Raw genomic sequence first — 21,535 nt, forward strand, 5'->3', positions numbered from 1 at the left:
TTGGTGCTTCGCACCCCGGCGGGTGTCGCATAACCTCGTTTGCGCTACCGGTGGATCGGCGTGTTCTTCGCTGGAGCCAGGCCGAGCGCCTGCGCGATCATCGACGACCAGGTGCGAATCGTGTACGAGTCCTGCTGGTCGCCGTAGTCGGCGTCGCCGAGCAGACGGTTGATTATCCTGGCCTGCCACGGCAGCTCGGCAGGTGTGCAGTGCCCCGCGAAGGCGCGGAAGTCCCAGGGGTTGATCGATTCGCACAGGGCGGCAATACGTTTCGGTACGGTACGGCCGATACGCCGGCCGATCGGCCCGTGTGGGGCCGGGCCGACGCTGAACATCCAGACATCGGATCTGCGCAGTTCATCGCGGTGTGTCCGAAGGAAAGTCGCGGCATCGGGCAGGAAGGCGCTACCGCGCACTGCACTACCCAGCACGATGCCATCGAACCGGGAGAGGTCGGGCGCGTGCTCGATGTCGCTCAGTTCGACAACTGCCCCGTGCTCGGTGAGATCCGTCGCGATCAACTCCGCGACGTCGCGGGTCGTTCCCGATGCCGCCGCGTAGATTACGGCCACCCGAGCAGCCTGCACGCTAGGCATAGCGCACCTCTTGATCGGCTCGTCGGGGATTGGGTGCCGGTCGCGCGTCCGGATCCGCCGGACGTGGCGGCAGGCCGAGCGCGCTGCGATGGCACGCGAGCACCAAGTCCGCTGCGGTGATCACACCGGTCGAGCGCCCCAGCGAATCCACCGCGACGAGGAGATCCGCGTCGGGGCGCAGTACTGCGCGCGTGGCGGCGGCGCTGAGCAATTCGTCCTCGTTCGCTCGGGCCCCCTCCGGCAGTGGGCGGGCGACCGCAGACACCATCGCGGTGGCTCGCATGGACTGCGGCAGGGCCGCGAGATCCGCCAAGGACAACACGCCGACAGGCCGCCCGATCGGGTCCACGACAGGGTACGCGTGGTGGGAGGTGCGGGCGACCGGTGAACGGAGCAGCTCGGCGACCGACCAGGTCGCCGGGACGGTGACCGGTTCTTGGGTCATCGCATCGCGGATTGTGATGTCGCCCAGTCGATGACGGAGGCCAGCCACTGCTAGCTCGGCGTTGGCCGTCGACGTGACGAACCAGCCGAGCAGCATCAACCAGATACCGCCGGTGTTGCCGATGAGAACCAGCTCCGCCCCACCCAGCACGAGCAAGCCGATTCCGACGCCGCGCCCGCTGCGGGCAGCCGTCGCGGCCGCGTGCAGTTGGTCGCCGGTGCGCCGCCAGATGATCGCGCGCAGTACCCGCCCGCCATCCAACGGTGCTCCGGGCAGCAGATTGAACAGTGCCAGTACGAGATTCATCGCGGCAAGCCAGACGAGCACGTACGTTACCGACTGCCCGCCCGCGGTCCCGAGCACGACCGCGACGCCGAAGAAGCCGACCGCCAGCGCGAGACTGGTCAGCGGGCCGGCGAGTGCGATCCGCAGATCCGAACGTGGATCCTTCGGCTCCGCACCGAGTTCGGATACCCCACCGAGCAGCCACAGGACAACTCGCTCGACGCGTACTCCGTTGCGGCGCGCGACAATCGAGTGAGCCAGCTCATGGGCGAGTAGCGCGGCGAGCAACCCGGCCGCGCCGAGGGCGGCGATGAACCATCCGGCTATTGAACTCCCGTTGGCATCGGCCAGCGACTGCCCGAGCAGCAGCGTGAACAGTCCCAGCGTGGCCAGCACGGACCAGTGTGCGCCGACCCGGACGCCCGCGACGTGACCGAGTGGAATGATGCCGCGTAGCATGTCAGCGCTCCTGTGCGTAGGCGCCGACGAGGCCCTCGGCAAGCAGTATCCGGTGTGCCTGCTGAGCTGCCGAAGTTGTTCGCGCGCTGTCGGATTCGTCGACAGGGAGTTGTTCGAGACCGCGCGCGAGCACGGCGACGGCGTCGCTGAGCGCTCTGATCCGGTATTCGAGACCCGCGAACCGATCGGTGTCGGGAGCGTCGGCAACGGGGGCAGGTTCGGCGACATCACGGTCTGTGACGGGCGACGTGCCGCACAGTATGCCGTAGAGGTGCGTCGGCAGGACTGCGAAGACTCTGTCGAGCTGACCGGGGGAGAAGAGTTCCGAGAGCACGGCGGTGATGGATCCGGTGATGAATCCGACCTCACTGCGCTCGATACCCGCCTCCCTGGCGAATTGGGTGACGAATTCGGCGGTGCCGTGCCGGACCGGCACGTGGCTGGGTACCCAACCCTCGTAGTAGGTGCCGCGCAACAGCTCGGGCAGTTGTGCGGCCAGGTGGGCGGAGTTGGCAACGCCGATGCGGTCGCGCACGGTATGCATCCACGCGCGCAAGGCACGGTAGGCGAAGGCGGTGTCGTCGGTATCGAGCCCGTCGGCGATAGCGCGGACCCAGTCATGGGCTGTCTGCACGGCGGACGCGAAGAGATCGTCGTGATGCGGCATGGTGTTCCTCCTTGGTGGATCACCCGGTGCGAATCGGGATGTCGCACCGCTCAGCCTGCGTGGTGCATACCGCCGAGTCCAAGGGCCGAAGGTTGCCGTCCGATAGGGCGATGGTCCCGCGCTCGGTGCGCACTGACCGGCGGCGTCATCCCAGATGGGACAGGCGAATCCGGTCGATGTCGTGGCGAGCGAAACAGCAGCGGATGCGACACCCAGATGGCTTTGCGACGGCACCGCCGGGGACTTTGTTCCCTTTCCGATGGGAGCAGTCCGCTGTTGCACTGGGAGTGAGGTCGTTGTTCTATCGAAAGGTTGGGAGTTCGGATGGAGTACTCCACCTCGGAGGTAGCGGCAGGACCCGGATCTCCTGCTGTGGGGCTGTCATCGGAGGAAGCCGCCGCTCGGTTGCGCCGCGATGGTCCGAACATTCTGCCGCAGCGTTCGCCCGTCCGGCTCTGGCGACGGGTGATCGCTCAGCTGCGGGACCCGCTGATCATCGTGCTGCAGGTGGCGGCGGTCCTGACGGCGGTGACGGGTGACTGGACCGATATGACAGTGATCCTGCTGGTCATCGTGGTGAATACCAGTGTGGGGGTCGGGCAGGAGGTGCGCGCCGAGCACGCGATCTCCGCGCTGTCGCAGCTCACCGCCCCGGCGGCGCGAGTGATCCGAGACGGGATCCAGCGGCAGGTGCCTGTCGCTGAGACCGTGGTCGGTGACCTGCTGGTGCTGACCGAAGGCGATATCGTGCCTGCCGACGCGACGGTGACCGAAGCGGCGGCGCTCATGGTGGACGAATCCGCGCTGACGGGGGAGTCGGTGCCGGTGGACAAGTCGGTATCCGGCGACACCGCAGTGTCGGCAGGCACCGTCGTGGTGAAAGGCCGTGGGCGTGCCGAGGTTACGGCGATCGGAGCGGCGAGCGCTACCGGGCGGATCGCGCAACTGCTCGATCAGGGTTCCGGTGCGACGCCGTTGCAACGGCGATTGGTGGATATCGGCAGGCTGATCGCCGGGGTCACGGTCGCGCTGTGTGTGGTTGTTCTCGCGCTCGGCCTGCTGCGTGGTCAGCCAGTCGAGTTGATGGTGGTGACCGCGCTGAGTCTGGCCGTGGCCGCAGTTCCCGAATCGCTGCCCGCGGTAGTGACATTGAGCCTCGCGCTCGGTGCGCGTCGCATGGCGGAGCGCAATGCGTTGGTGCGCAAGCTTCCCGCAGTGGAGACGCTGGGATCGGTGACGGTACTGGCCACCGATAAGACCGGAACACTCACCGAAGGCCGGATGGTCGCCCGCGAGATCTGGACACCTGCTGCCGAAGCCACGATCACCGGGACCGCGCAGCCCTCCGATGGACAGGTACGCGCCGGAGATCGAATACTGCACCAATCCGATGTGCCCGCTGTCACTGAACTACTCGCGGCGGCGGCGTTGTGTAACGACGCACGGTTGTCCGCGCGGGACACCGGCGACGGGGAATGGACAGCGTTGGGCGACCCGACCGAGACGGCACTGCTGTGCGCCGCCGTGAAGCTCGGAATGGACCGCCATGAATTAGCAGCCGAGATGCCGCGTACCGGGGAACGGCCCTTCGACAGCGACCGTAAGCGGATGACGACGATTCACCGGCTCCGCACCGGCGGCTATCGGGTGATCTGTAAGGGTGCCCCGGAGGCTGTGCTCAACCACGTTGTCCTAGAGGATGATCCGACGTTACTGCGCAGGGCGACAGCGCAAGCGGATCGTTGGGCGCACGCCGGATACCGGGTGCTGGCCGTGGCGCGGGCCGATGTGGTGACCGAACCGTCCCCCGCCGAAGACCCCGAACGTGGCCTGCGGCTGCTCGGCCTGATCGCGATCGTGGACCCACCCCGCACCGCGGCTGCCGCGACCATCGCGGCGAGCCGCCGGGCCGGGATCCGCCCGGTACTCATCACCGGAGACCATGCCGGCACCGCCCGCGCGATCGCCACCGAACTCGGCATCATTGGTGCGGGTGATCGCGTGATCGACTGCCGGGAGTTGCGCAAGCCTGACCTGACCGAAGGAACCGTGTTCGCTCGCGCCACGCCAGGGCAGAAGCTCGACATCATTCAGGCCCTGCGCGACGACGGTCAGGTCGTGGCAATGAACGGCGACGGCGTCAACGACGGGCCCGCCCTGCGGCGCGCCGATATCGGAGTGGCGATGGGCGGGCGAGGCACCGAAGTCGCTCGTCAGGCTGCCGACCTTGTGCTGGCCGACGACGACCTCGACACGGTGGTCGCCGCCGTGGAGGAGGGCAGGCGGGTGTACGCCAACATCCGCCGCTTCCTCATCTACGGGCTGTCCGGGGGCGCCGCGGAGATCGCCGTCATGCTCTGCGGGCCGTTCTTCGGGCTGGCACTGCCACTGCTCCCGGCGCAGATCCTCTGGATAAATCTACTGACCCATGGTCTACCCGGCGTCGCCCTCGGCGGCGAGCCCGTGGAACCGAACACCATGCGACGAGTGCCTCGCCGACCCACCGAGAGCATTCTCGGTGCGGGACTGTGGCAGCGGGTGCTGCGCATCGCGGTGGTGCTGACCGTCGTCACGCTGGGGGTAGCCGTATGGGCGTACCACACCGACCGTCCCTGGCAGAGCATGGCCTTCTTCGCTTTGGGCGCAACGCAACTCGGGGTCGCGCTCGGTTCCCGCTCGCGCCCGGGATCGCTGGCCAACCCGCTGCTGCTCGCCGCCGTTGCCGCCGCGTTCACGCTGCAACTGGCCGGACTCTACCTACCGCCGCTGCGCGCACTGCTCGGCACCGAACCGCTCGGACTGGGCGATCTGCTCATCGTGGCGAGTCTGTCCGTGCTCGGCTACGCGGCCGTACGGCTCGATCGGATACTGCACCCCAGCCGCACCACGCTCGCCGAGCCCGACCCGACAGGCGACACCCCTCGCGATATCGGTAAGGACCGTCGATGATGCGGCCGAGTCTGCACTGCCGGAACCGATCGGACGCAGTAGGTCGGATCATCGCAGTGCCGGCCGCCGGAGTCGCGGCCGCGAGGCGGGTGTCGATTCGCCCGCGCGGTCGGGTCTTTCGGCCCTCCCGGGGGGCCTGCGAGCTAGCGACGATGGACAGATGATGGCTGACCTGGCGATTTCAATTGCCGGCCTGACGAAATCGTTCGGCCGGAGCAAGGCACTGGACGGGCTCGACCTGTCCGTGCGCATCGGAGAGGTACACGGCTTTCTCGGGCCCAACGGCTCAGGGAAGACTACGACCATCCGCGTCCTGCTCGGACTGCTGCGCGCGGACGCGGGCACGGTGCGGTTACTCGGCGGCGACCCGTGGCTCGATGCGGTCGCATTGCACGCCCGGCTGGCGTATGTGCCGGGCGAGGTGACGCTCTGGCCAGGCATTACCGGCGGCGAGGTCATCGATCTGCTGGGCAAACTGCGCGGCGGGGTGGATCGGCGGCGCCGCGACGAACTGCTGGAACGATTCGACTTGGATCCCCGCGTCAAAGCCCGCGCGTACTCGAAAGGCAACCGGCAGAAGGTTGCCCTGGTCGCTGCACTGGCCACCGATGCCGAGCTGCTGCTGTTCGATGAACCGACGGTCGGCCTCGACCCGTTGATGGAAGCCGAATTTCAGCGTTGCGTCGAGGAAATGAAGCGGCAGGGCCGAACGGTGCTGTTGTCCAGTCATATTCTCGCCGAGGTCGAGGCGTTGTGTGATCGGGTGACCATCATCCGGCACGGGCGAACCGTGGAAAGTGGCACGCTCACCGAACTGCGCCATCTGACCCACACCACGATCACCGTGGAAACCGTCCAGCCGGCGACGACCCTCGGCGCACAGACCGGTGTGCACAACCTGGTCGTGGACGGCTCCCGTGCCCGATTCGACGTCGAGAGCTCGCATTTGGACAGCGTGCTGACGATGGTCGCGGCGCTCGGCGTGCGCAGCCTCAGCAGCACGCCGCCGACGTTGGAGGACATCTTCCTACGGCACTACGGTGCCGGATCGGCGTCGAAGGTCGAGGTGCCCTCATGAACGGCGGCATCGTCGGAGCGCGGCCTCCATTGCGGGACAACATCTCGGCGGCGGGTGAACTGCTGCGATTCGCGTTGCGCCGCGAACGGTTCTGGCTGCCGTGGTGGTTGCTCGGGGTGGGGCTGTTGCTGGCGTTCCAGTCGGTGAGCAGCCAGCGTTTCTACAGTTCGCCGGTGAAGCTCGCGCAGTTGCGCGAAACGATGGGCAGCAATGCGGCGGCCGTGGCAATGGGCGGACCCACCCGGTTGCTGGACACGATCGGTGGCGAGATCTTGTTCGAGATCTTCGCCTATCTTGCGATCGTGGTCGCGTTGCTGAACATGTTCCTGATCGGCAGGCATACCCGCACGGACGAAGAGGCCGGGCGGGCCGAGCTGGTCCGCTCCGCACGGGTGGGCAGGCGGGCCCCTGCGGTGGCCGCGCTGGCCTTGGCCGTGCTCGCGGACGTCGCCGTCGCACTGGTGGTATTCGCAACGGCGGTCGGTACCGGGCTGCCGGTGGGCGGGTCGCTGCTGCTCGGGGCGGCGATCTCGGGTGTCGGTCTCACGTTCGCGGCGCTGACCACGGTGGCGGCGCAAGTGTTCGAGAACCCCCGCAGCGTATACGGTTCCGTCGCGCTCGCCCTGGCCGGCGCCTACGTGCTGCGTGCGGTCGGCGACGTCGGCAACGGAGCCGCGGCGTGGGCCTCACCCCTCGGGTGGGGACAGCGGACCTACCCTTACGTCGTCGACCGGTGGTGGCCGATCTTGCTGTTCTTCGCCGCGAGCGCGGTGCTGATCGCGGTGGCGTTCGCGTTGCTCGAGCAACGCGACTTCGGGGCGGGCCTGATGCCGTACGGATCCGGTCGGGCGACTGCGTCCTGGGCTCTGGGCTCACCCCTCGGCCTGGCCTGGCGATTGCAGCGTGGTTCGCTATTCGGCTGGGGCGTAGGCATTTTCGGCCTGGGGGCCGCGTACGGATCGTTCGCCGACAGCATCGCGGAGTTCATCGCAGATAATCCGGATATCGCCGCATTTCTGCCCGGCGGCGCGGCGGAGGCGGTCGACGCCTACCTGGCGCTGACCATCATGATGGTGGCCTTGCTGACGTCCGCGTACGGCATCGCCAGCGTGCTGCGGGCCCGCAGCGAGGAGATCGCCGGTCGAGCCGAGCCGCTGCTGGCTGCACCGATCAGCCGATCTTCCTGGCTGGCGAGCCATCTCACGGTTGCCCTCGCCGGTAGCGCGATAATTTTGGCGGCCGGTGGCTCAGGTGAAGGACTGGCACACGCGGTTCAGGTCGGCGAGCCGAGCCAGGTGTTGCGGATGACCGGCGCGGCGCTCGGGTACCTGCCGGCGGTGTGGGTCATCGTGGCCGTCGCCGTACTGGCCGTCGGCTGGTTTCCCCGGATTGCCGTCGCGGTAGCGTGGACGGCGTTCGCCTACTGCGCGGTGGCCCTGTTGTTCGCTGATTCCTTCGATTTACCGGCGTGGTTCGATGACGCCGCCCCGTTCGAACATATCCCGCAGGTTCCGCTCGAAACCATTGCGGCAGCACCGATGCTGGCCCTGCTCGGCATTGCAGCAGCGGTGTCGGCCGTCGGGTTCGCCGGCCTGCGCCGTCGTGATCTCGGATCGTGACGCGATCCTGGCTCGGTAATCGGGACGGGATCGCCGTTGGCGATCGACGGACGCCGCACGGGGTTTCGCTGCCCTGTGCGGCGTCGAGTGACTATGCATGATTTAGGGGAATTAGACCCCGGAGCAAAGACTTTCGGCTCTCCTGCCGAGGCCCGCATCGATGTCACAGTCGGAGGACGTCAGCGAGTGAATATGTCGGTCGAACGGACGTCGGGAGATGAACGATGATGGGAATGGATACACATCCGGGTGGTTTGCTGCACATGCTGATGATCTGCCTGCACCACAAGTGGGGGATGCTGCCGCCGATGATCATGCCGATGTGACGGCTGCACCGCAGCTTCGGATACCCGACGGGGCGGCCCGAGGTCTCGAATCTTCCTGGTCGATTCGAGAAATATCGGGAAATGTGTTGCGGCGCAGGGTGTCCGAGTCGGTGTTCATGGTGGGCGAGGGTGGGATCGGGACCCGGGGATCGGTTGAGGAGGACGGCCAAGATGCGGTGCCCGCAGTCTATGTGGCCGGAATATATACCGGTTCCGGGCCGGAGCAACAGCTACTCGGGTGTCCACAATGGACCGGCCTGTCCATCGACCCGCCGATCGCCGCCGACGAACGCATTCTCGATCTGCGCACCGGTGTGCTGCATCGCCGAGAAACAACGATGGACAAGGACTTCCGGAGTTTCCGGTTCGCTTGCGCGGATCGGCCAGGGGTGTTCGTGTTGCGCGCCGAGGCCGCGGAGTCGCGGCTCGAACCCGGTGCCGCGCTGCGCGATGCCGCGTCCTCAGGGTGCGAGGCCGAGTCCTCGCACGACGAGACACGAAGCATCCGGACGACATCCGACGTCGCGGGTGCGGTCGTCGCCGCGGCGACACAACGAATCGTGAACGACGGCGGCCATCGCACCGTGGATCGGATAGCCGTCTACATCGCCGAGAAGCCCGGCGAACGGACGGCTCATCGTGCGATGGGGGAGCTTTCGGAGGTCCGCGCACGCGGCGTCGATCGGTTACTACGTGACCAGGAAGCCGCCTGGGCACAACGGTGGTCCGCCGTGGGCATCGACTTGCCCGACGCTCCGGATGTCGAACTTGCCGTGCGGTTCGCACTGTTCCAACTGTGGTGCAACGCGAATGCGCACGGCGAATCGGCGGTGGGTGCTCGCGGTGTCTCCGGTTCCGGCTACCGCGGCCACGTCTTCTGGGACAGCGATGTCTTCGTGTTGCCCGCGATGGTCAGCATCGATCCCGCCGCCGCGGCGGCGATGGTGGCCTATCGGATGCGCCGTTTGCCCGCCGCACGGCAGCGCGCCCGCGCGAACGATTGCCGAGGCGCGCGATTTCCGTGGGAGTCCGCTGCCGACGGGACCGATGTTACTCCGACGGCCGGCCACCTCGGCGGCACGCCGGTGACCATCCTGACCGGACGTATGGAGGAGCACATCACCGCCGATGTCGCCTGGGCGGCAGACTATTACGCGGAGTGGACAGGCCAACCCGAGTTCACCGGTGAAACGGTGCGCGAGTTGTTGACCGATACCGCCGCGTACTGGGTGTCGCGGTGCAGGCTCGACCCGACCGGCCGCGCCCACCTCGACCGGGTGATCGGGCCCGACGAATACCACGAGGCCGTCGACGACAACGCGTACACCAATGTGATGGCCCGGTGGAATCTGCGCCGCGCGGCGCGGCTCCAACCACGCGATGCCGCCGAGGCGAGTGAGTTCGCGGCGTGGCGGTGGCTGGCCGACCGGATCGTGGACCAACGACAGCCGGACGGGCGCTACGAGCAGTTCACCGGGTACTTCGGATTGGAACCACTAGTGGCTGCGGATGTCGCGCGGCCACCCGTCGCGGCGGATGTGCTGCTCGGACCGGCGCGGGTCGCCGGTTCCCAATTGATCAAGCAGCCGGACGTACTCATGTTGCATCACCTGGTGCCCGACGAGGTCGCACCGGGTTCACTGATCCCGAATCTCGATTTCTACGGCCCGCGCACGACACATGGTTCGTCGCTGTCTCCGGCGATTATGGCGGCCCTGCTGGCCCGGGCCGGTCGGCCGGACGAAGCGCTGGCGATGCTGCGCATCGCGTTACGCCTTGATCTCGACGATCGCACCGGGACCACCGCCGCCGGCCTGCATCTGGCGACCCTGGCTGGAGTCTGGCAGGCGATGCTCACGGGTTTCGCAGGGGTCCGCGTGCGCGGCGGGGTGCTGCGTGTACGCCCGGTACTGCCTGCCGGATGGTACCGGCTTGGGCTTTCGTTCCGCTGCCTCGGCGTGTGTGTACGGCTCGACATCACCGGCGATGGAATCGCTGTCCGCGCGGACGGCGCTATCGCGGTCGGCGTGTACGACCGGGCGCCCATCGAGCTGGGCGGCGCACTGTGGTTCCCACGGGAGGAGAGCGGTCATGAATAAGAGTCATGGAGCACCCCACGAGAATCCGGCCGTCCGGGCGGACCCGGCCGGGCCTGCGCGATACGTGCTGAGTGCGGGCGGTGCGTCGGTCGACTCCGTCGCCGGTGCCCTGGCAGTGGTGTTCGGCGCCTTAGTCCGTGCCGAGCCGTTTGAGTCCACCGCTGAGTACCTGCGGTCGCTCGCGGAGCCGGATGTCGTGCTCGGGGTATTCGGACGCGGCGAGCAGGCCTGGCGGATCGCTCGGGACTCTCGGACTCCGATCGTTGCGGTGCCCAGTGGATTTCGGTGTGCGACCATCCAGAGAGTGCTGGTGCCGTTGGACGGGACGGTGGAAGCGGCTGCGGCCGTCGCCGAGACAGCGCAGTTGTTCCGCGCGGCCGACGTCGAGGTGATCGTGTTGCATGTGTTCGATCGGCGGACTGTTCCGGCATATTGGGATCAAGCGGCACATGAGCGCGTTGCGTGGGAGGAAGAATTCCTGTCGCGGTACTGCACACCGTATTTCGGCAGTCCAGGCCCGGCATTGACATTGCGCAATGGTGTACCCGCCGAGAGTGTTGTCGAGATCGCCGACAATGAGGCGGATCTGGTCATCCTCGGCTGGTCGCAGTGCATGCCGCCGGGACATGCGGAAGTCGTCCGGCGGGCCATGACCGACCTCGCGGTACCAGTGCTGTTCATACCGATGGCCTCGAAGTAGAGGGCTTGTGGCCCTAAGGCACAACACCACTTACGCGGTTTCCTTGAAGTATGACTTACTCCGCCAAGCTCGACTTCGATTCCATTTTCGGTGCGGCACAGGCCTGCCCGGCTTGTGGGTCCGCTGATATCGGTATTTCGGAATCGGATCGCGATATATCGTTTAGTTGCCGCAGTTGCGGTTCCGAATTGCACCTTGTTCGATACCCCGTCCTCGGCGAGCGTTTTTCGGCGCCGCACACACCCGAGGATGTGGTTGTCGACGCTCCGGCAGCACGGTGACATCTAGAATGCCGTCGTCTGCTGCCCAGCATCGTCAACCGGGCCCCGTCCCTTTCAGGGGCGGGGCCCGCTTGTCGCCGCACTCCGCGCGCGTTCGGATCAGGTGACGTTTGTCGTGCCTGCCGAGCTCTGCTCGACAGCTTGCGCTGCGCGGCCTGTCCTATCCTGCTCGTCGGCTCGTGTGGACACAGCCCAGTGTTCGGCGCGTGCTTTGATGCCGAGCAGCATTTTACGTTCCATCACCCAGCTGCCCGGCTCCATGACGAGGGTGTTGAACAGCCGGACGGGAAGTGGTGCGTTCGGGGTGGCGATGCGATTGCGGCTGACCAGCCGGGTGCCGTGGTCGGTCGGATACAGGCCGAACGCCCAGACCCAGCTGCCGTCCTGGGCGGCGAAAACCAGTACTTGCGGAGGTTCCATGATCGCTACGCGCATCTGTGGGCCGTTGGGCCCGAGCGCGAGAGTGTCTCCTGGCGTGAGGTTCTGGAACTGCGACAGGATGGTGTCGGCGCTGTGCATGTTCAGGCCGAATAGATTCTCGATCCAGTCGTAGGTGTATGCCCCACCGCGGCCAGGGCCGAGTTGCACCAGCCATGGCCAGATCGCTTCGGGTCCGGTAGCGATGGTGATGGCCCTGGTGGACTGGATGTCGGGTGCGGGGAGCAGTTCGTCGCCGGGCATGGCGCGCGCCACTTCGTCGGCGTCGGCGCCCCAAGTCAGGCATTGCTTGCGCAGGAACAGCGGATAGGCGGCCAACAATGTCGCCAATCCGGTTGCGGCCGTTGTGGTTTTGTTCATCGATGTCTCGTTCGAAGGGAAGTCGGCTACGCCGGGTGGGTGACCATGACCGGGCAATGGGCATGCTGGACAAGGAAATTGCTGGTCGAGCCGAGCAGCAGGCCGGTGAATCCGCCGCGTCCGCGACTGCCGACCACGATGAGCTGGGCGGATTTCGACCGACTCATCAACTGGTCGCGCGGACTGGGCGCGCATACCTCGGGTGTGACTGTGACATCGGGGTACTTTTCCGACCAACCGGCGAGCCGTTCGGCCAGGATGGCGTCTTCCGCGGTTTCCTGGTCCGGCCCCACGAGGCCTACGTTGAGGTGGCCGGCGAACTCCCCGAAATGCCAATCGCTCCAGGAGTGGACGGCGATCAGGTCGGTCTTGCGGTTCGACGCTTCGGCGAAGGCGGCGGCAATCGCAGTTTCGCTCACCGGGCTGCCGTCGATGCCGACGACGACGGGTCCGTCGTGTCGAAGGGGCTGTTCGGTGCCCGCCGTGCGGACTACCACGACGTTGCCGTGACCGTGGCTGGCGACCGCGAGCAGGGTGGAGCCGAGGTGTGCGATGGTTCCCGCAGTGCCGGTGGCGCCCAGCGCTACCAGGTTCGCGGTCTTGGAGTGGTGGATCAGTACCCGCGCCGCGCTGGTTTCGGAGATCTCGGTGGCGATGTCCAGACTCGGCGCGACTTCGTGGGCCAGTCGGCGCGCGTCGGCAACGACCTTCATACCGCGGGTGCGGATGGCATCGATGACCGAAGGCACCATCACGTCGTAGCTGCCGAGCAGTGAGCGTGTCGCGGTGATGTCGAGGCCGTGCACGATTCGCAGTGGGCGCTCGCGCCGTGCCGCGGTTTCCGCGGCCCACCGGACGGCGAGGTCGCTGCCCTCGGAGCCGTCGACTCCGACCACCACCGCCGCCGATGCCAACTGGTGCGGATTGTCGTTCTGATAGGTGTCCATGTCGGTTGTCCTTCGAGCGCTCGCTTAGTGGGTTATTCGTACGGTACGAATTCGCGGACCGGTTCGACTGCTGGCGTTGGTCACCGATCGACGGGCCGAAAGATGGCTGCGCCGTGGACATTTCTGTGTGCCTGTCCAGCAGCACGGTGGTAAGTGTCTTTGGTCCCGGCGGGAGGGGGCGCATCGAGGCCGAACGGCTCTACCAGGTGTTATCGCAACCGGGACAGGGTGGAGAGATCACCACGCGAACTCCTACCCGAGGCAGGCCCGATGAACGCCGAAACACTTACCGACGCCGCTTCCGAGACTGTGCAAGCCGCGAATATTGCTGAAGCGCCAGGTAATTCGCCGAACATGCTGCTCGCCCACTACCTGGACAAGCAGCGCACGGCAATCACGGAGGGAGAGACAGCGGCCCGCCGGGGTGAACCCGGTGCGGTCGCCGCGATCATCATCGCCGCTCGCCGGGCTCGTAGCGCGCTCGCCGCGCACCGATCCGCGGCCGGCCGACATGCCGAGACGCGCCGGTTGATCGAGGAACTACGGTGGCTCGGCGTCGGCCTGGACTTGGCGCACGACCTCGAGACGCAGCGAACCCGGATCACAGCCGCTGTGGATGCGCTGGGCCCTCGATACATCCGAGGGCCGGTTCGCACACGGATCGCGGACTATTTCGACACCCGAATTCAACTGGCGGCGGCCGAGGCCAAGGATTTCCTCGGCTCTGCCCGCTATCTGACGATCCTCGACGATCTCGAAGTGTGTGCAGCGTCGCTGCGGGACGGATCGAGCCCCTTTGCGGCGACCGAACGAGTCGATGCGATCCTGCGTGATCTGCTGACCCGAGTCCGTGCCCGCATCCGCGCGGTAGACGCCGCCACCGACGAGGACGCCCATGACGCCGCCGTGCACGCGGTGCGCAAGGCGGCCAGGCGCATGCGCTACTACCTCGAGTCCATCCGGCAACTCTCGCTGCGGCACTGCGACGGTGCCCTCGTCGAACTGACCGCACTGCAGGATGTCCTCGGTGAGCATCACGACGCGGTCGGCGCGAAACACCATTTGCTGGAGTTGACCAGGGAAGCAGAGGATGCCGAGGAAACCACGTTCACCTACGGTGTGCTCTACGTGCGCGAACTCGACATCGCCGACCGCTGTACACACGTGCTCCCCGGTGCATGCAGCCGCGCGCTACGGAGTGTCCGGTTCATCGCCGACGAGGGGATCGGCGCATCGACCGAAAAGGTCGGCGATTGAGCTACCCGACGAATCAGTGCCCTCGGAGACGAGCTGATCTCCGAGGGCACTGGTTCGTCAGCTTGCGGATCGGGCGATGATGACGGGACAGTCGGCGCCGTGCAGGACGGCCTGGCTGACCGATCCGAGGGTCATGCCCGCGAAACCGCCGCTACCGTGGCTGCCCACGACGATGAGCTGGGCGAGCTTGGCGGCGCCGAGAAGGCATTTGGCGGGCCTTTCCTCGACAACCAGCCGTGACACGCGGACCTCGGGATACTTCTCCGCGTAACCCGCCAAGCTTTCGGCAAGCAGTTCTTCGGCTTCCTTCTGCATGTCGGAGCGGGGGATGTAGCGATTGAATTCGGACCAGGTGAGCACCGCGAGGACCGTGGCGCCGCGGCGAGATGCCTCATCGAAGGCGATCTCGACGGCGCGAGCGCCGGCCGGTGAGCCGTCGACGCCGACCACGACCGCGCCCTGTGCCCGGTCCGGTGCGGTGTCTTCGCTTTCGGGGATGACGGCGACCGGGCAGTGTGCGTGCCGCGCCAGCGAGGTGCTCACCGAGCCGAGCAGGCCGCGGCGGAAGGCACCGAGCCCGCGGCTGCCGACCACGAGCAGCCGCGCGTCCTTGGATCGATCGCGCAGTACGGGGATCGGTGGTGCCTCGACAACGAAAGTGGTGATGTCGATGGGATGGATGGGTTCCGCTGCGGCTGTTGCGATGTCCTTCGCCGCGGCGACCGCGGCGGCACCGGCCTTCCGATAGCCGTCGTAGTCGAATTGATTGAAGGCGAGGCCCGGACCGAAGTCCACCGGCGCACCGATGGCGTAAACGATGTGCAAGGGCGCGCCGTGCCTGGCCGCATCGACGGCGGCCCAGCGTACGGCATCGGTTCCGCAGGCGGAGCCGTCGGTGCCGACCAGGACGGGGAGATTAATGGTGTTGGCGGACATACGAATCACGTCTTTCTGGGGTGGGGGAGCCGGGTGGGCTCAGTGCGAGTGGACGACCATGACTGGGCAATGCGCATACTGGACCAGTCCGTTGCTGGTGGAGCCGAGCAGCAATCCGCGGAAACCGCCGCGGCCGCGGCTGCCGACGACGAGCAACTGTGCCGACCTCGACCACTCGAGCAGGTGGTGGCTCGGACCGGATAGATACACCTTGCGGATCACCTTGACGTCCGGATACTTCTCCTGCCAGCCTGCGAGCTGCTCGGCCAAGGTCTGCTCCGCCTGAGCCGCCACGTCGCGATCCGGAATAGCGTTCGGCATACCGGCGAAGCGATCGAAGTGCAGGTCACTCCACGCGTGCACGGCGACGAGTTGGGTCTTACGGTCGCTCGCTTCGGCGAACGCGGCACCGACCGCGGCCTCGCTCACCGGACTACCATCGACGCCGACCACGACCGGACCGAGATGCCGGGTTTGCTGCTCGGTGCCGGTGTCGCGGACGACCACGACGGCCCCATGGCCATGGCTGGCCACCGCGAGCAGGGTGGAGCCGAGGTGGCTGATCGTGCCGCCCTCGCCCGCAGCGCCGATCGCCACCAGGTAGGCCGACTTCGAGTGTCTGATCAGCAGCGCGGCGGGACTTTCTTCGGACACTTCGGTTTCCACCGTGAGGCCGGGATCGATGTCGTGCGCGAGTCTGCGGGCGGTGCGGACCGCGTGCGCGCCTTGGTCACGCATGGCGTCGATCACCGCGGGCACCATCAGGTTGTAGCTGCCCATGACGGCCTGGGCCGCGGCGAGGTCGAGGCCGTACACGATGCGTAGCCTGCGATGGCGCTGGGACGCGGTCTCGGCGGCCCAGCGGACGGCGAGATCGGCGGCTTCGGAGCCGTCGGTGCCGACCACCACTGCTGCCGACGCCAGTCGGTGCGGGTCATCGTTGTGCTGAGTGGTCATGCGCCTAGCCCTTCGAGTCCGTTGTTGCGGTACTCGTAGGTTAGGAATTCAGCGCACGCCGGCTCTGCTGTCGTTGGTCCCGAACCGGGAGGTCTTAAGGCAGCGGGGCGGACCAGCGCAGCACGGTGCCGCCGCCGGGGTTGTTGTCGATGCTGAAGGTGCCGCCTGCCTGTTCGGCGCGGGCGGCGAGGTTGGCCAGGCCGCTGCGGCGGGTGCTGTCGGCGGGGACGCCGGTGCCGTCGTCGGTGACCTCGATGGTGACGTCGTCGCGGATCTTGAGTTCGACCGCGACGGTGGTGGCGGAGGCGTGCCGGACGACGTTGCTGACCGCTTCGCGCAGGACGGCTTCGACGTCGTCGGACAGGGGTGGGGCGAGGACGGTGACCGGGCCGGCCAGGCGGACGGTGGTGCGCAGGCCGGTGTCGGCGGTCATGTCGACGATGATGCCGTGCAAGTGTTTTCGGTATTTCGAGGAGTCGGCGGTGGTGTTGCTCTGCAGGTCGAAGATCGAGTGCCGGATATCCTGCACGATCGCTTGCACGTCGTCGATCGTCTCGGCGAGACGTGATTTGACCTCGGGCATCCGCGCGCGTTGCATCGTGCCTTGCAACGACAGACCGACGGCGAAGAGGCGTTGGATGACGTGGTCGTGCAGGCCGCGGGCGATGCGGTCGCGGTCGGAGAGCACGTCGAGTTCGCGGCGTTGGCGTTGGTTGTCCGACAGTTGCAGGGCGAGTGCGGCTTGGTCGGCGATGGCGGCCATCATCGACTGCGCCGCGGTGTCCAGAGCGAGTTTGCCTGCGGGACGCAACGTGGTGAGTACCCCGATGACGGAACGACCCGCGCGCAGCGGAAGGATCAGCGCCGGACCGAACTCGGCGTCGGAGTCGAACAATTCGTTGTGCACCAGCTTCTCGACCGCAACCACGCGGCCATGCTGAAACGCCGCACCGAAATGGGATTCTCCCAGCGGAATCCGTTGGCCGGCGAGGTCTTGGGCGTCGACACCCTTGGCCGTGACCACGACCAACTCGGTCACTTCCTCGGGTGGAACGTCCGGATCCTCGGGGAGTGCGAGGAAGGTGCAGGCGGACTCGGTCAGGGTCAAGGCACGTTCGGCGACCAGCGTCAGGACTTCGTTCGGCTCGCCGCCGGCCAGCAGCTCGGTCGCCACGTCCCGGGTGGCTTCCAGCCACTGCTGGCGGAGCCGGGACTGCTCATAGAGCCTCGCGTTTTCGATGGCGATACCCGCGGCCGCGGCCAACGCCTGCACGACGACCTCGTCGTCCTCGGTGAACTCGAGACCGCCCGCCTTCTCGGTGAGGTAGAGGTTGCCGAAGACCTCGTTGCGGACCTGGACCGGGACGCCGAGGAAGGTGTTCATCGGCGGATGGTGCGGCGGGAATCCGACCGACGACGGGTGGTCGGACAGTTTGGTCAGCCGAATGGGTTTGGGCTGTTGGATCAGCAGCCCGAGGACGCCGTGGCCCCGGGGCAGATCGCCGATCATGACGCGGGTGCGATCATCAATGCCCTCGTAGACGAACTCCGACAGCTGCAAGCTGGCCTTGTCGGTTTCGCGCACGCCGAGCGCGCCGTAGCCGGCGTCGACCAACTCGATGGCGGCGTGCACGATCGTGCGCAGGGTGTTGTCGAGGTCCAGACCCGCCGTGACCACCAGCATCGCCTCGATGAGCCGGTCCATACGGTCGCGGACGTCCACGATCTGGGCGATCCGGTCCTGGACTTCGATGAGTAACTCTCGTAGCCGTAGCTGCGACAGCGTCTCGGTCACCGGCGTCCGGCCGCTCGACGTTGCAGCCGATGGCGGGATACCCATACCGAGCATTCTTCCATGCTCGGAGGTTTCAGACTCGTTTCGCTGGGTAAATAAACCGACTGGATGTTCGGCCTACGACTCGTTCTCTTGCTCCGACGGGTTGAGTTTGGAGGCCAGGACGGCGGCTTGGGTGCGTCGTTCGACGCCGAGCTTGGTCAGCAATCGGGAGACGTAGTTCTTGACCGTTTTCTCGGCCAGGAACATCCGGCCTGCGATCTGCCGGTTGGTCAGGCCCTCGCCGAGCAAGGCGAGCAGTACGCGTTCCTGGTCGGTCAGACTGGCCAGCGGGCCGGTCTTGGCCTCGGCTTCGGAGCGGAGTTTGGCCATCAGCGCGGCGGCGGCTCGGTTGTCCAGCAGGGATTTACCGGCGCCGACCTCGCGGATGGCTTCGATGAGTTCGAGGCTTTTGATGTCTTTGACGACGTATCCGCTGGCTCCGGCGAGGATGGCGTTGAGCATGGCCTGTTCGTCGGTGAACGAGGTGAGGATCAGGCAGCGCAGGCCGGTGTTGGCCGTGAGCAGTTCGCGGCACAGTTCGATGCCGTTGCCATCGGGTAGTCGGACATCGAGTACGGCGACGTCGGGGCGTAGGGCGGGGATGCGGGCGAGTGCCTGAGCGTAGCTGCCTGCTTCGCCGACGACTTCGAGGTCGGGCTCGAGGCCGATGAGGTCGCCGATACCGCGGCGGACGATCTCGTGGTCGTCGACCAAGAACACCTTGACCATGGCTGAACCTCCTCTTCGATCTCCTCAGCCTACGGAGTGGTGGGGCAGAACGCGCCGGAGTTGGACCCCGGTTTGGTGACCGAAGTCCCTTGACGAGCCCGTGTCGCCCGATTCTGAATGCTTCTCCCATTCTCCGCGTCTTTGCCAGGCGCGGTAGGCCTCGGCCACCGTGTCGTCGAGCGGCTGACCGGTATCCAACGACGCCGCGTCCGGCCAGGACGACGCCGCGGCGGACATCGCCTCGGCGATCGCCGGAGTCGCTTCGGACTCGCAGGCACGGCGCTGGCGTATCCGACTGGTGGCAAGGGCCTGCGAGCAGGCGCACCGAAGCTGCACCAGGTCGGCGGCGAGCTGGTCGGCGAGCGCTGCGGCGCGGTGTCGTTCGTCCGCGTCGATCCAGCTCGCATCGAGGATCACCGAAACCCCGGATTCGAGCAGAGATCGGGCCCTGGCCAGCAGCTCAGCGTAGACCCGTGCTTTGCCGGCGGGGGAGTACATTCCGGTGCCGTACTCACCGGCCGCACCGCTGACGTCTCCGGTTGCGGACAGTTGCTTGCGGGTATGGTCGCTGGAAAGGACAACCGCTCCCGTGGCCGCCGAAAGACGGGCGGCGACAGTGGATTTCCCGGTTCCGGGCAGACCGCCGATCAGCACGAGGCGAACCGCTCCCCGCTCCACATGGCGCAGGGCGATCTGCAGATGCCGGTGTGCGTGCTCGCGAGCCGCTGCGTCGCCCTGCCGGTAGCGAATGACGTCGACCTTCGCCCGGACCATGGCGCGGTAGGCGATGTAGTGGTCGCGCAGTGACATCGGCGCCGAGTCCTCGGTGGCCTGCTGATAGTCGTCGAGCAGACGGTCGCCCAGGTCGTGGTGTCCGAGGAACTCGAGATCCATTGCCAGGAAGGCGATATCGTCGATGCAGTCGACGTAGCGCAACTGGTCGTCGAAGTCCAGGCAGTCCAGCACCCGGAAGCCGTCGGGCAGATCGAAGATGTCCTCGGCGAGCAGATCTCCGTGCCCGTCGACGATGCGTCCTTCGGCGATCCTGTTGGCCAGCAGGCTGTTACGGCCGTCGATGTAGCGCGTCGCCAGTGTCTCGATCTGGTCGAGTCGACTGGGCTCGACCAGATCCGACGGCTGCTCGCGCAGGGTCTCCAGCAGCGCGTTCCACCGTCGGCGCAGTGCTTCCGGCGACCCGGCCCGGTCGATGTCGGGCCCGCGGTCCGCCGCGAAATGAAACAGCGCCAATACCTGGACAAGCGCCGACAGTTCCGACCTGCCGGCAGCCGGGTCACCGAGCACGTTGGACAACCTGCGGTTCTCCGGCATCCGGTGCATGACGAGAACCGGTTCGGCAGGGCCGCCGGTGGGATCGCTCAAATGGGCAACGCCGAGATATACATCCGGCGCCATCCGCCGGTTGAGCTCGAGCTCCCGTGCACAGGCCTGCTCGCGGAGATCAACGGTGCTGAAGTCGAGGAAATCGGTGGCAATCGGCTTTTTCGTCTTGTACGCGCGATCCCCGCACAGCACGACGACCCCAGTGTGGGTCTCGCGCAGCTGGGCGGGTGCGGCGGTGGGCTGAGGTGGCGCTGTAATCATGTTTTGCGGACCCATCAAGAGAGATCGGTCAGTGACATGCCGGCCGTAGCGCCGCCGTCGATGATGAACTCCGAACCGGTCGAGAACGTCGCCTCGGTCACGATGAAGCCGACCATCGAGGCAACTTCCTCCGGTTCGCCGAACCGCGGAAGTGGCTGTCCCGCAGCGATACTCGCATCGAAGCCGACGGTCATCGGGGTGTGGATCGGGCCAGGATGTACCGAGCACACGCGCACGCCTGCCGGGCCGAGTTCGATCGCCGCGGCCTTGGTCAACCCGCGCAGCCCCCACTTGCTGGCGACATAACCGGCGATCCCGGAGTAGCCCATCAGCCCTGCGGTCGAGGAGATATTGACGATCACGCCATCGCCGTTGGCGCGCAGGCGCGGTGCCGCCAGATGCATGCCGAGCCAGGCACCGAAAAGGTTGACATCGACGACGTGGCGGAACATCGCGGGCGACTCGGACTCGACGCTGCCGAAATCGAGGATGCCCGCGTTGTTGACCAATACTGCGAGCGGTCCGAAGTTTGCCTCGGCATCGTCGAGCACGCGACGCCACTGATCGTCGTCGGTGACGTCGAGATGCCGGAAAAGCGCGGTCGGACCGAGGGATTCGGCAGTCGCCTCGCCCGTGTCATCGAGGATGTCGGCCACGACGACACCGACACCGGACTTGACGAGGGTGCGCGCGATGGCCGCGCCGATACCGCGGGCGCCACCGGTGACGATGGCGCTGCGTCCGTGCAAATCGGTCATGGTGACCAGATCCTTTCGCTGGGGTGGATGCTCCCAGCGTCGCGCATGAGCGGGCCCGAGGTGATGGCCGAAGGTCCTCGATCCGCAGGGCCATCCGGTCCGACCTCGACGGTCCATTCCGGAGCTTGTCCAGATGCCCCGAAGTCCCGCAGGCAGAGGCCGTCCGGCTCTTACCGGAGCCGCACACCCGGTGCGACTGTGGATCGAAAC

General features: G+C 66.7%; 17 protein-coding genes. 6 read left to right on the forward strand and 11 right to left on the reverse strand.

Annotated elements, in window-relative coordinates:
• Positions 1-44: 44 nt before the first annotated feature.
• Genes DMB37_RS39655 through DMB37_RS39665 form a run of 3 tightly spaced genes read right to left on the reverse strand, consistent with a single transcriptional unit; the run spans position 45 to position 2,452 of the window.
• Positions 45-596: a flavodoxin domain-containing protein gene (locus DMB37_RS39655; protein WP_135237120.1), complete on the reverse strand. Its 552-nt coding sequence runs from the start codon at positions 594-596 to the stop codon at positions 45-47.
• On the reverse strand, positions 589-1,785 hold the full coding sequence (locus DMB37_RS39660) for a site-2 protease family protein (RefSeq protein ID WP_135237121.1): 1,197 nt from the start codon (positions 1,783-1,785) through the stop codon (positions 589-591). Before DMB37_RS39660 ends, DMB37_RS39655 begins: the two co-directional genes overlap by 8 nt.
• Before the next feature lies 1 nt (position 1,786).
• A complete protein-coding gene (locus tag DMB37_RS39665) occupies positions 1,787-2,452 on the reverse strand; it encodes a DUF2267 domain-containing protein (RefSeq protein WP_135237122.1) in 666 nt (221 codons plus the stop codon).
• Between the two features lie 324 nt (positions 2,453-2,776).
• Here DMB37_RS39665 and DMB37_RS39670 point away from each other — a divergent pair, with 324 nt between their 5' ends.
• The 5 genes from DMB37_RS39670 to DMB37_RS39690 all read left to right on the forward strand — a co-directional run bounded on the left by DMB37_RS39670 (position 2,777) and on the right by DMB37_RS39690 (position 11,223).
• Positions 2,777-5,401 (forward strand): cation-translocating P-type ATPase, encoded by a 2,625-nt coding sequence (locus tag DMB37_RS39670; RefSeq protein ID WP_135237123.1) that lies wholly within the window; start codon positions 2,777-2,779, stop codon positions 5,399-5,401.
• Between the two features lie 160 nt (positions 5,402-5,561).
• Positions 5,562-6,479: an ABC transporter ATP-binding protein gene (locus tag DMB37_RS39675; protein ID WP_135237124.1), complete on the forward strand. Its 918-nt coding sequence runs from the start codon at positions 5,562-5,564 to the stop codon at positions 6,477-6,479.
• Positions 6,476-8,098 (forward strand): ABC transporter permease, encoded by a 1,623-nt coding sequence (locus DMB37_RS39680; RefSeq protein ID WP_135237125.1) that lies wholly within the window; start codon positions 6,476-6,478, stop codon positions 8,096-8,098. The genes DMB37_RS39675 and DMB37_RS39680 overlap by 4 nt, the downstream gene beginning before the upstream one ends.
• A 424-nt stretch (positions 8,099-8,522) precedes the next feature.
• Entirely contained in the window at positions 8,523-10,523 is a 2,001-nt protein-coding gene (locus DMB37_RS39685) for a glycoside hydrolase family 65 protein (RefSeq protein ID WP_167769087.1), read from the forward strand.
• Positions 10,516-11,223 (forward strand): universal stress protein, encoded by a 708-nt coding sequence (locus DMB37_RS39690; protein WP_167769088.1) that lies wholly within the window; start codon positions 10,516-10,518, stop codon positions 11,221-11,223. The genes DMB37_RS39685 and DMB37_RS39690 overlap by 8 nt, the downstream gene beginning before the upstream one ends.
• Before the next feature lie 380 nt (positions 11,224-11,603).
• Here the strand turns inward: DMB37_RS39690 and DMB37_RS39695 are convergent, their stop codons facing one another.
• Together DMB37_RS39695 and DMB37_RS39700 are read right to left on the reverse strand one after the other, a co-directional pair.
• Complete coding sequence (locus DMB37_RS39695) at positions 11,604-12,302, reverse strand: SRPBCC family protein (protein ID WP_240772148.1); 699 nt, start codon at positions 12,300-12,302, stop codon at positions 11,604-11,606.
• A 26-nt stretch (positions 12,303-12,328) separates the two neighbouring features.
• On the reverse strand, positions 12,329-13,249 hold the full coding sequence (locus DMB37_RS39700; RefSeq protein WP_135237128.1) for a universal stress protein: 921 nt from the start codon (positions 13,247-13,249) through the stop codon (positions 12,329-12,331).
• Positions 13,250-13,519: 270 nt separating this feature from the next.
• On the opposite strand from DMB37_RS39700, the gene DMB37_RS39705 reads away from it, so the two are divergent.
• Complete coding sequence (locus tag DMB37_RS39705; protein ID WP_135237129.1) at positions 13,520-14,506, forward strand: CHAD domain-containing protein; 987 nt, start codon at positions 13,520-13,522, stop codon at positions 14,504-14,506.
• A gap of 57 nt (positions 14,507-14,563) precedes the next feature.
• Here the strand turns inward: DMB37_RS39705 and DMB37_RS39710 are convergent, their stop codons facing one another.
• The 6 genes from DMB37_RS39710 to DMB37_RS39735 all read right to left on the reverse strand — a co-directional run bounded on the left by DMB37_RS39710 (position 14,564) and on the right by DMB37_RS39735 (position 21,325).
• Positions 14,564-15,442 (reverse strand): universal stress protein, encoded by an 879-nt coding sequence (locus DMB37_RS39710; RefSeq protein WP_135237130.1) that lies wholly within the window; start codon positions 15,440-15,442, stop codon positions 14,564-14,566.
• A gap of 39 nt (positions 15,443-15,481) precedes the next feature.
• Positions 15,482-16,399, reverse strand: coding sequence for a universal stress protein (locus DMB37_RS39715; RefSeq protein ID WP_135237131.1), 918 nt, complete (start codon positions 16,397-16,399; stop codon positions 15,482-15,484).
• Between the two features lie 94 nt (positions 16,400-16,493).
• Positions 16,494-18,248: a GAF domain-containing sensor histidine kinase gene (locus tag DMB37_RS39720; RefSeq protein WP_370465286.1), complete on the reverse strand. Its 1,755-nt coding sequence runs from the start codon at positions 18,246-18,248 to the stop codon at positions 16,494-16,496.
• Between the two features lie 63 nt (positions 18,249-18,311).
• Entirely contained in the window at positions 18,312-18,965 is a 654-nt protein-coding gene (locus DMB37_RS39725) for a response regulator transcription factor (protein WP_135237133.1), read from the reverse strand.
• 24 nt (positions 18,966-18,989) lie between these two features.
• Positions 18,990-20,567 carry an AAA family ATPase gene (locus DMB37_RS39730; RefSeq protein ID WP_135237134.1) on the reverse strand — a complete coding sequence of 526 codons (1,578 nt, stop codon included), beginning with the start codon at positions 20,565-20,567 and terminating at the stop codon, positions 18,990-18,992.
• 14 nt (positions 20,568-20,581) lie between these two features.
• Positions 20,582-21,325, reverse strand: a complete 744-nt coding sequence (locus DMB37_RS39735; RefSeq protein ID WP_135237135.1) for an SDR family NAD(P)-dependent oxidoreductase — start codon at positions 21,323-21,325, stop codon at positions 20,582-20,584.
• Positions 21,326-21,535 lie beyond the last annotated feature (210 nt).

The organism is Nocardia sp. CS682 (assembly GCF_004634405.1).
GTDB lineage: Bacteria > Actinomycetota > Actinomycetes > Mycobacteriales > Mycobacteriaceae > Nocardia > Nocardia ninae.

What these genes read in the sequence shown, in the direction of transcription:
- DMB37_RS39675 (WP_135237124.1), top strand. Translation starts at nt 5,562, where the DNA reads ATGATGGCTGACCTGGCGATTTCAATTGCCGGCCTGACGAAATCGTTC.
- DMB37_RS39660 (WP_135237121.1), bottom strand. Translation starts at nt 1,785, where the DNA reads ATGCTACGCGGCATCATTCCACTCGGTCACGTCGCGGGCGTCCGGGTC.
- DMB37_RS39690 (WP_167769088.1), top strand. Translation starts at nt 10,516, where the DNA reads ATGAATAAGAGTCATGGAGCACCCCACGAGAATCCGGCCGTCCGGGCG.
- DMB37_RS39725 (WP_135237133.1), bottom strand. Translation starts at nt 18,965, where the DNA reads ATGGTCAAGGTGTTCTTGGTCGACGACCACGAGATCGTCCGCCGCGGT.
- DMB37_RS39665 (WP_135237122.1), bottom strand. Translation starts at nt 2,452, where the DNA reads ATGCCGCATCACGACGATCTCTTCGCGTCCGCCGTGCAGACAGCCCAT.
- DMB37_RS39705 (WP_135237129.1), top strand. Translation starts at nt 13,520, where the DNA reads ATGAACGCCGAAACACTTACCGACGCCGCTTCCGAGACTGTGCAAGCC.
- DMB37_RS39700 (WP_135237128.1), bottom strand. Translation starts at nt 13,249, where the DNA reads ATGGACACCTATCAGAACGACAATCCGCACCAGTTGGCATCGGCGGCG.
- DMB37_RS39695 (WP_240772148.1), bottom strand. Translation starts at nt 12,302, where the DNA reads ATGAACAAAACCACAACGGCCGCAACCGGATTGGCGACATTGTTGGCC.
- DMB37_RS39670 (WP_135237123.1), top strand. Translation starts at nt 2,777, where the DNA reads ATGGAGTACTCCACCTCGGAGGTAGCGGCAGGACCCGGATCTCCTGCT.
- DMB37_RS39715 (WP_135237131.1), bottom strand. Translation starts at nt 16,399, where the DNA reads ATGACCACTCAGCACAACGATGACCCGCACCGACTGGCGTCGGCAGCA.
- DMB37_RS39680 (WP_135237125.1), top strand. Translation starts at nt 6,476, where the DNA reads ATGAACGGCGGCATCGTCGGAGCGCGGCCTCCATTGCGGGACAACATC.
- DMB37_RS39720 (WP_370465286.1), bottom strand. Translation starts at nt 18,248, where the DNA reads ATGCTCGGTATGGGTATCCCGCCATCGGCTGCAACGTCGAGCGGCCGG.
- DMB37_RS39710 (WP_135237130.1), bottom strand. Translation starts at nt 15,442, where the DNA reads ATGTCCGCCAACACCATTAATCTCCCCGTCCTGGTCGGCACCGACGGC.
- DMB37_RS39655 (WP_135237120.1), bottom strand. Translation starts at nt 596, where the DNA reads ATGCCTAGCGTGCAGGCTGCTCGGGTGGCCGTAATCTACGCGGCGGCA.
- DMB37_RS39735 (WP_135237135.1), bottom strand. Translation starts at nt 21,325, where the DNA reads ATGACCGATTTGCACGGACGCAGCGCCATCGTCACCGGTGGCGCCCGC.
- DMB37_RS39730 (WP_135237134.1), bottom strand. Translation starts at nt 20,567, where the DNA reads ATGATTACAGCGCCACCTCAGCCCACCGCCGCACCCGCCCAGCTGCGC.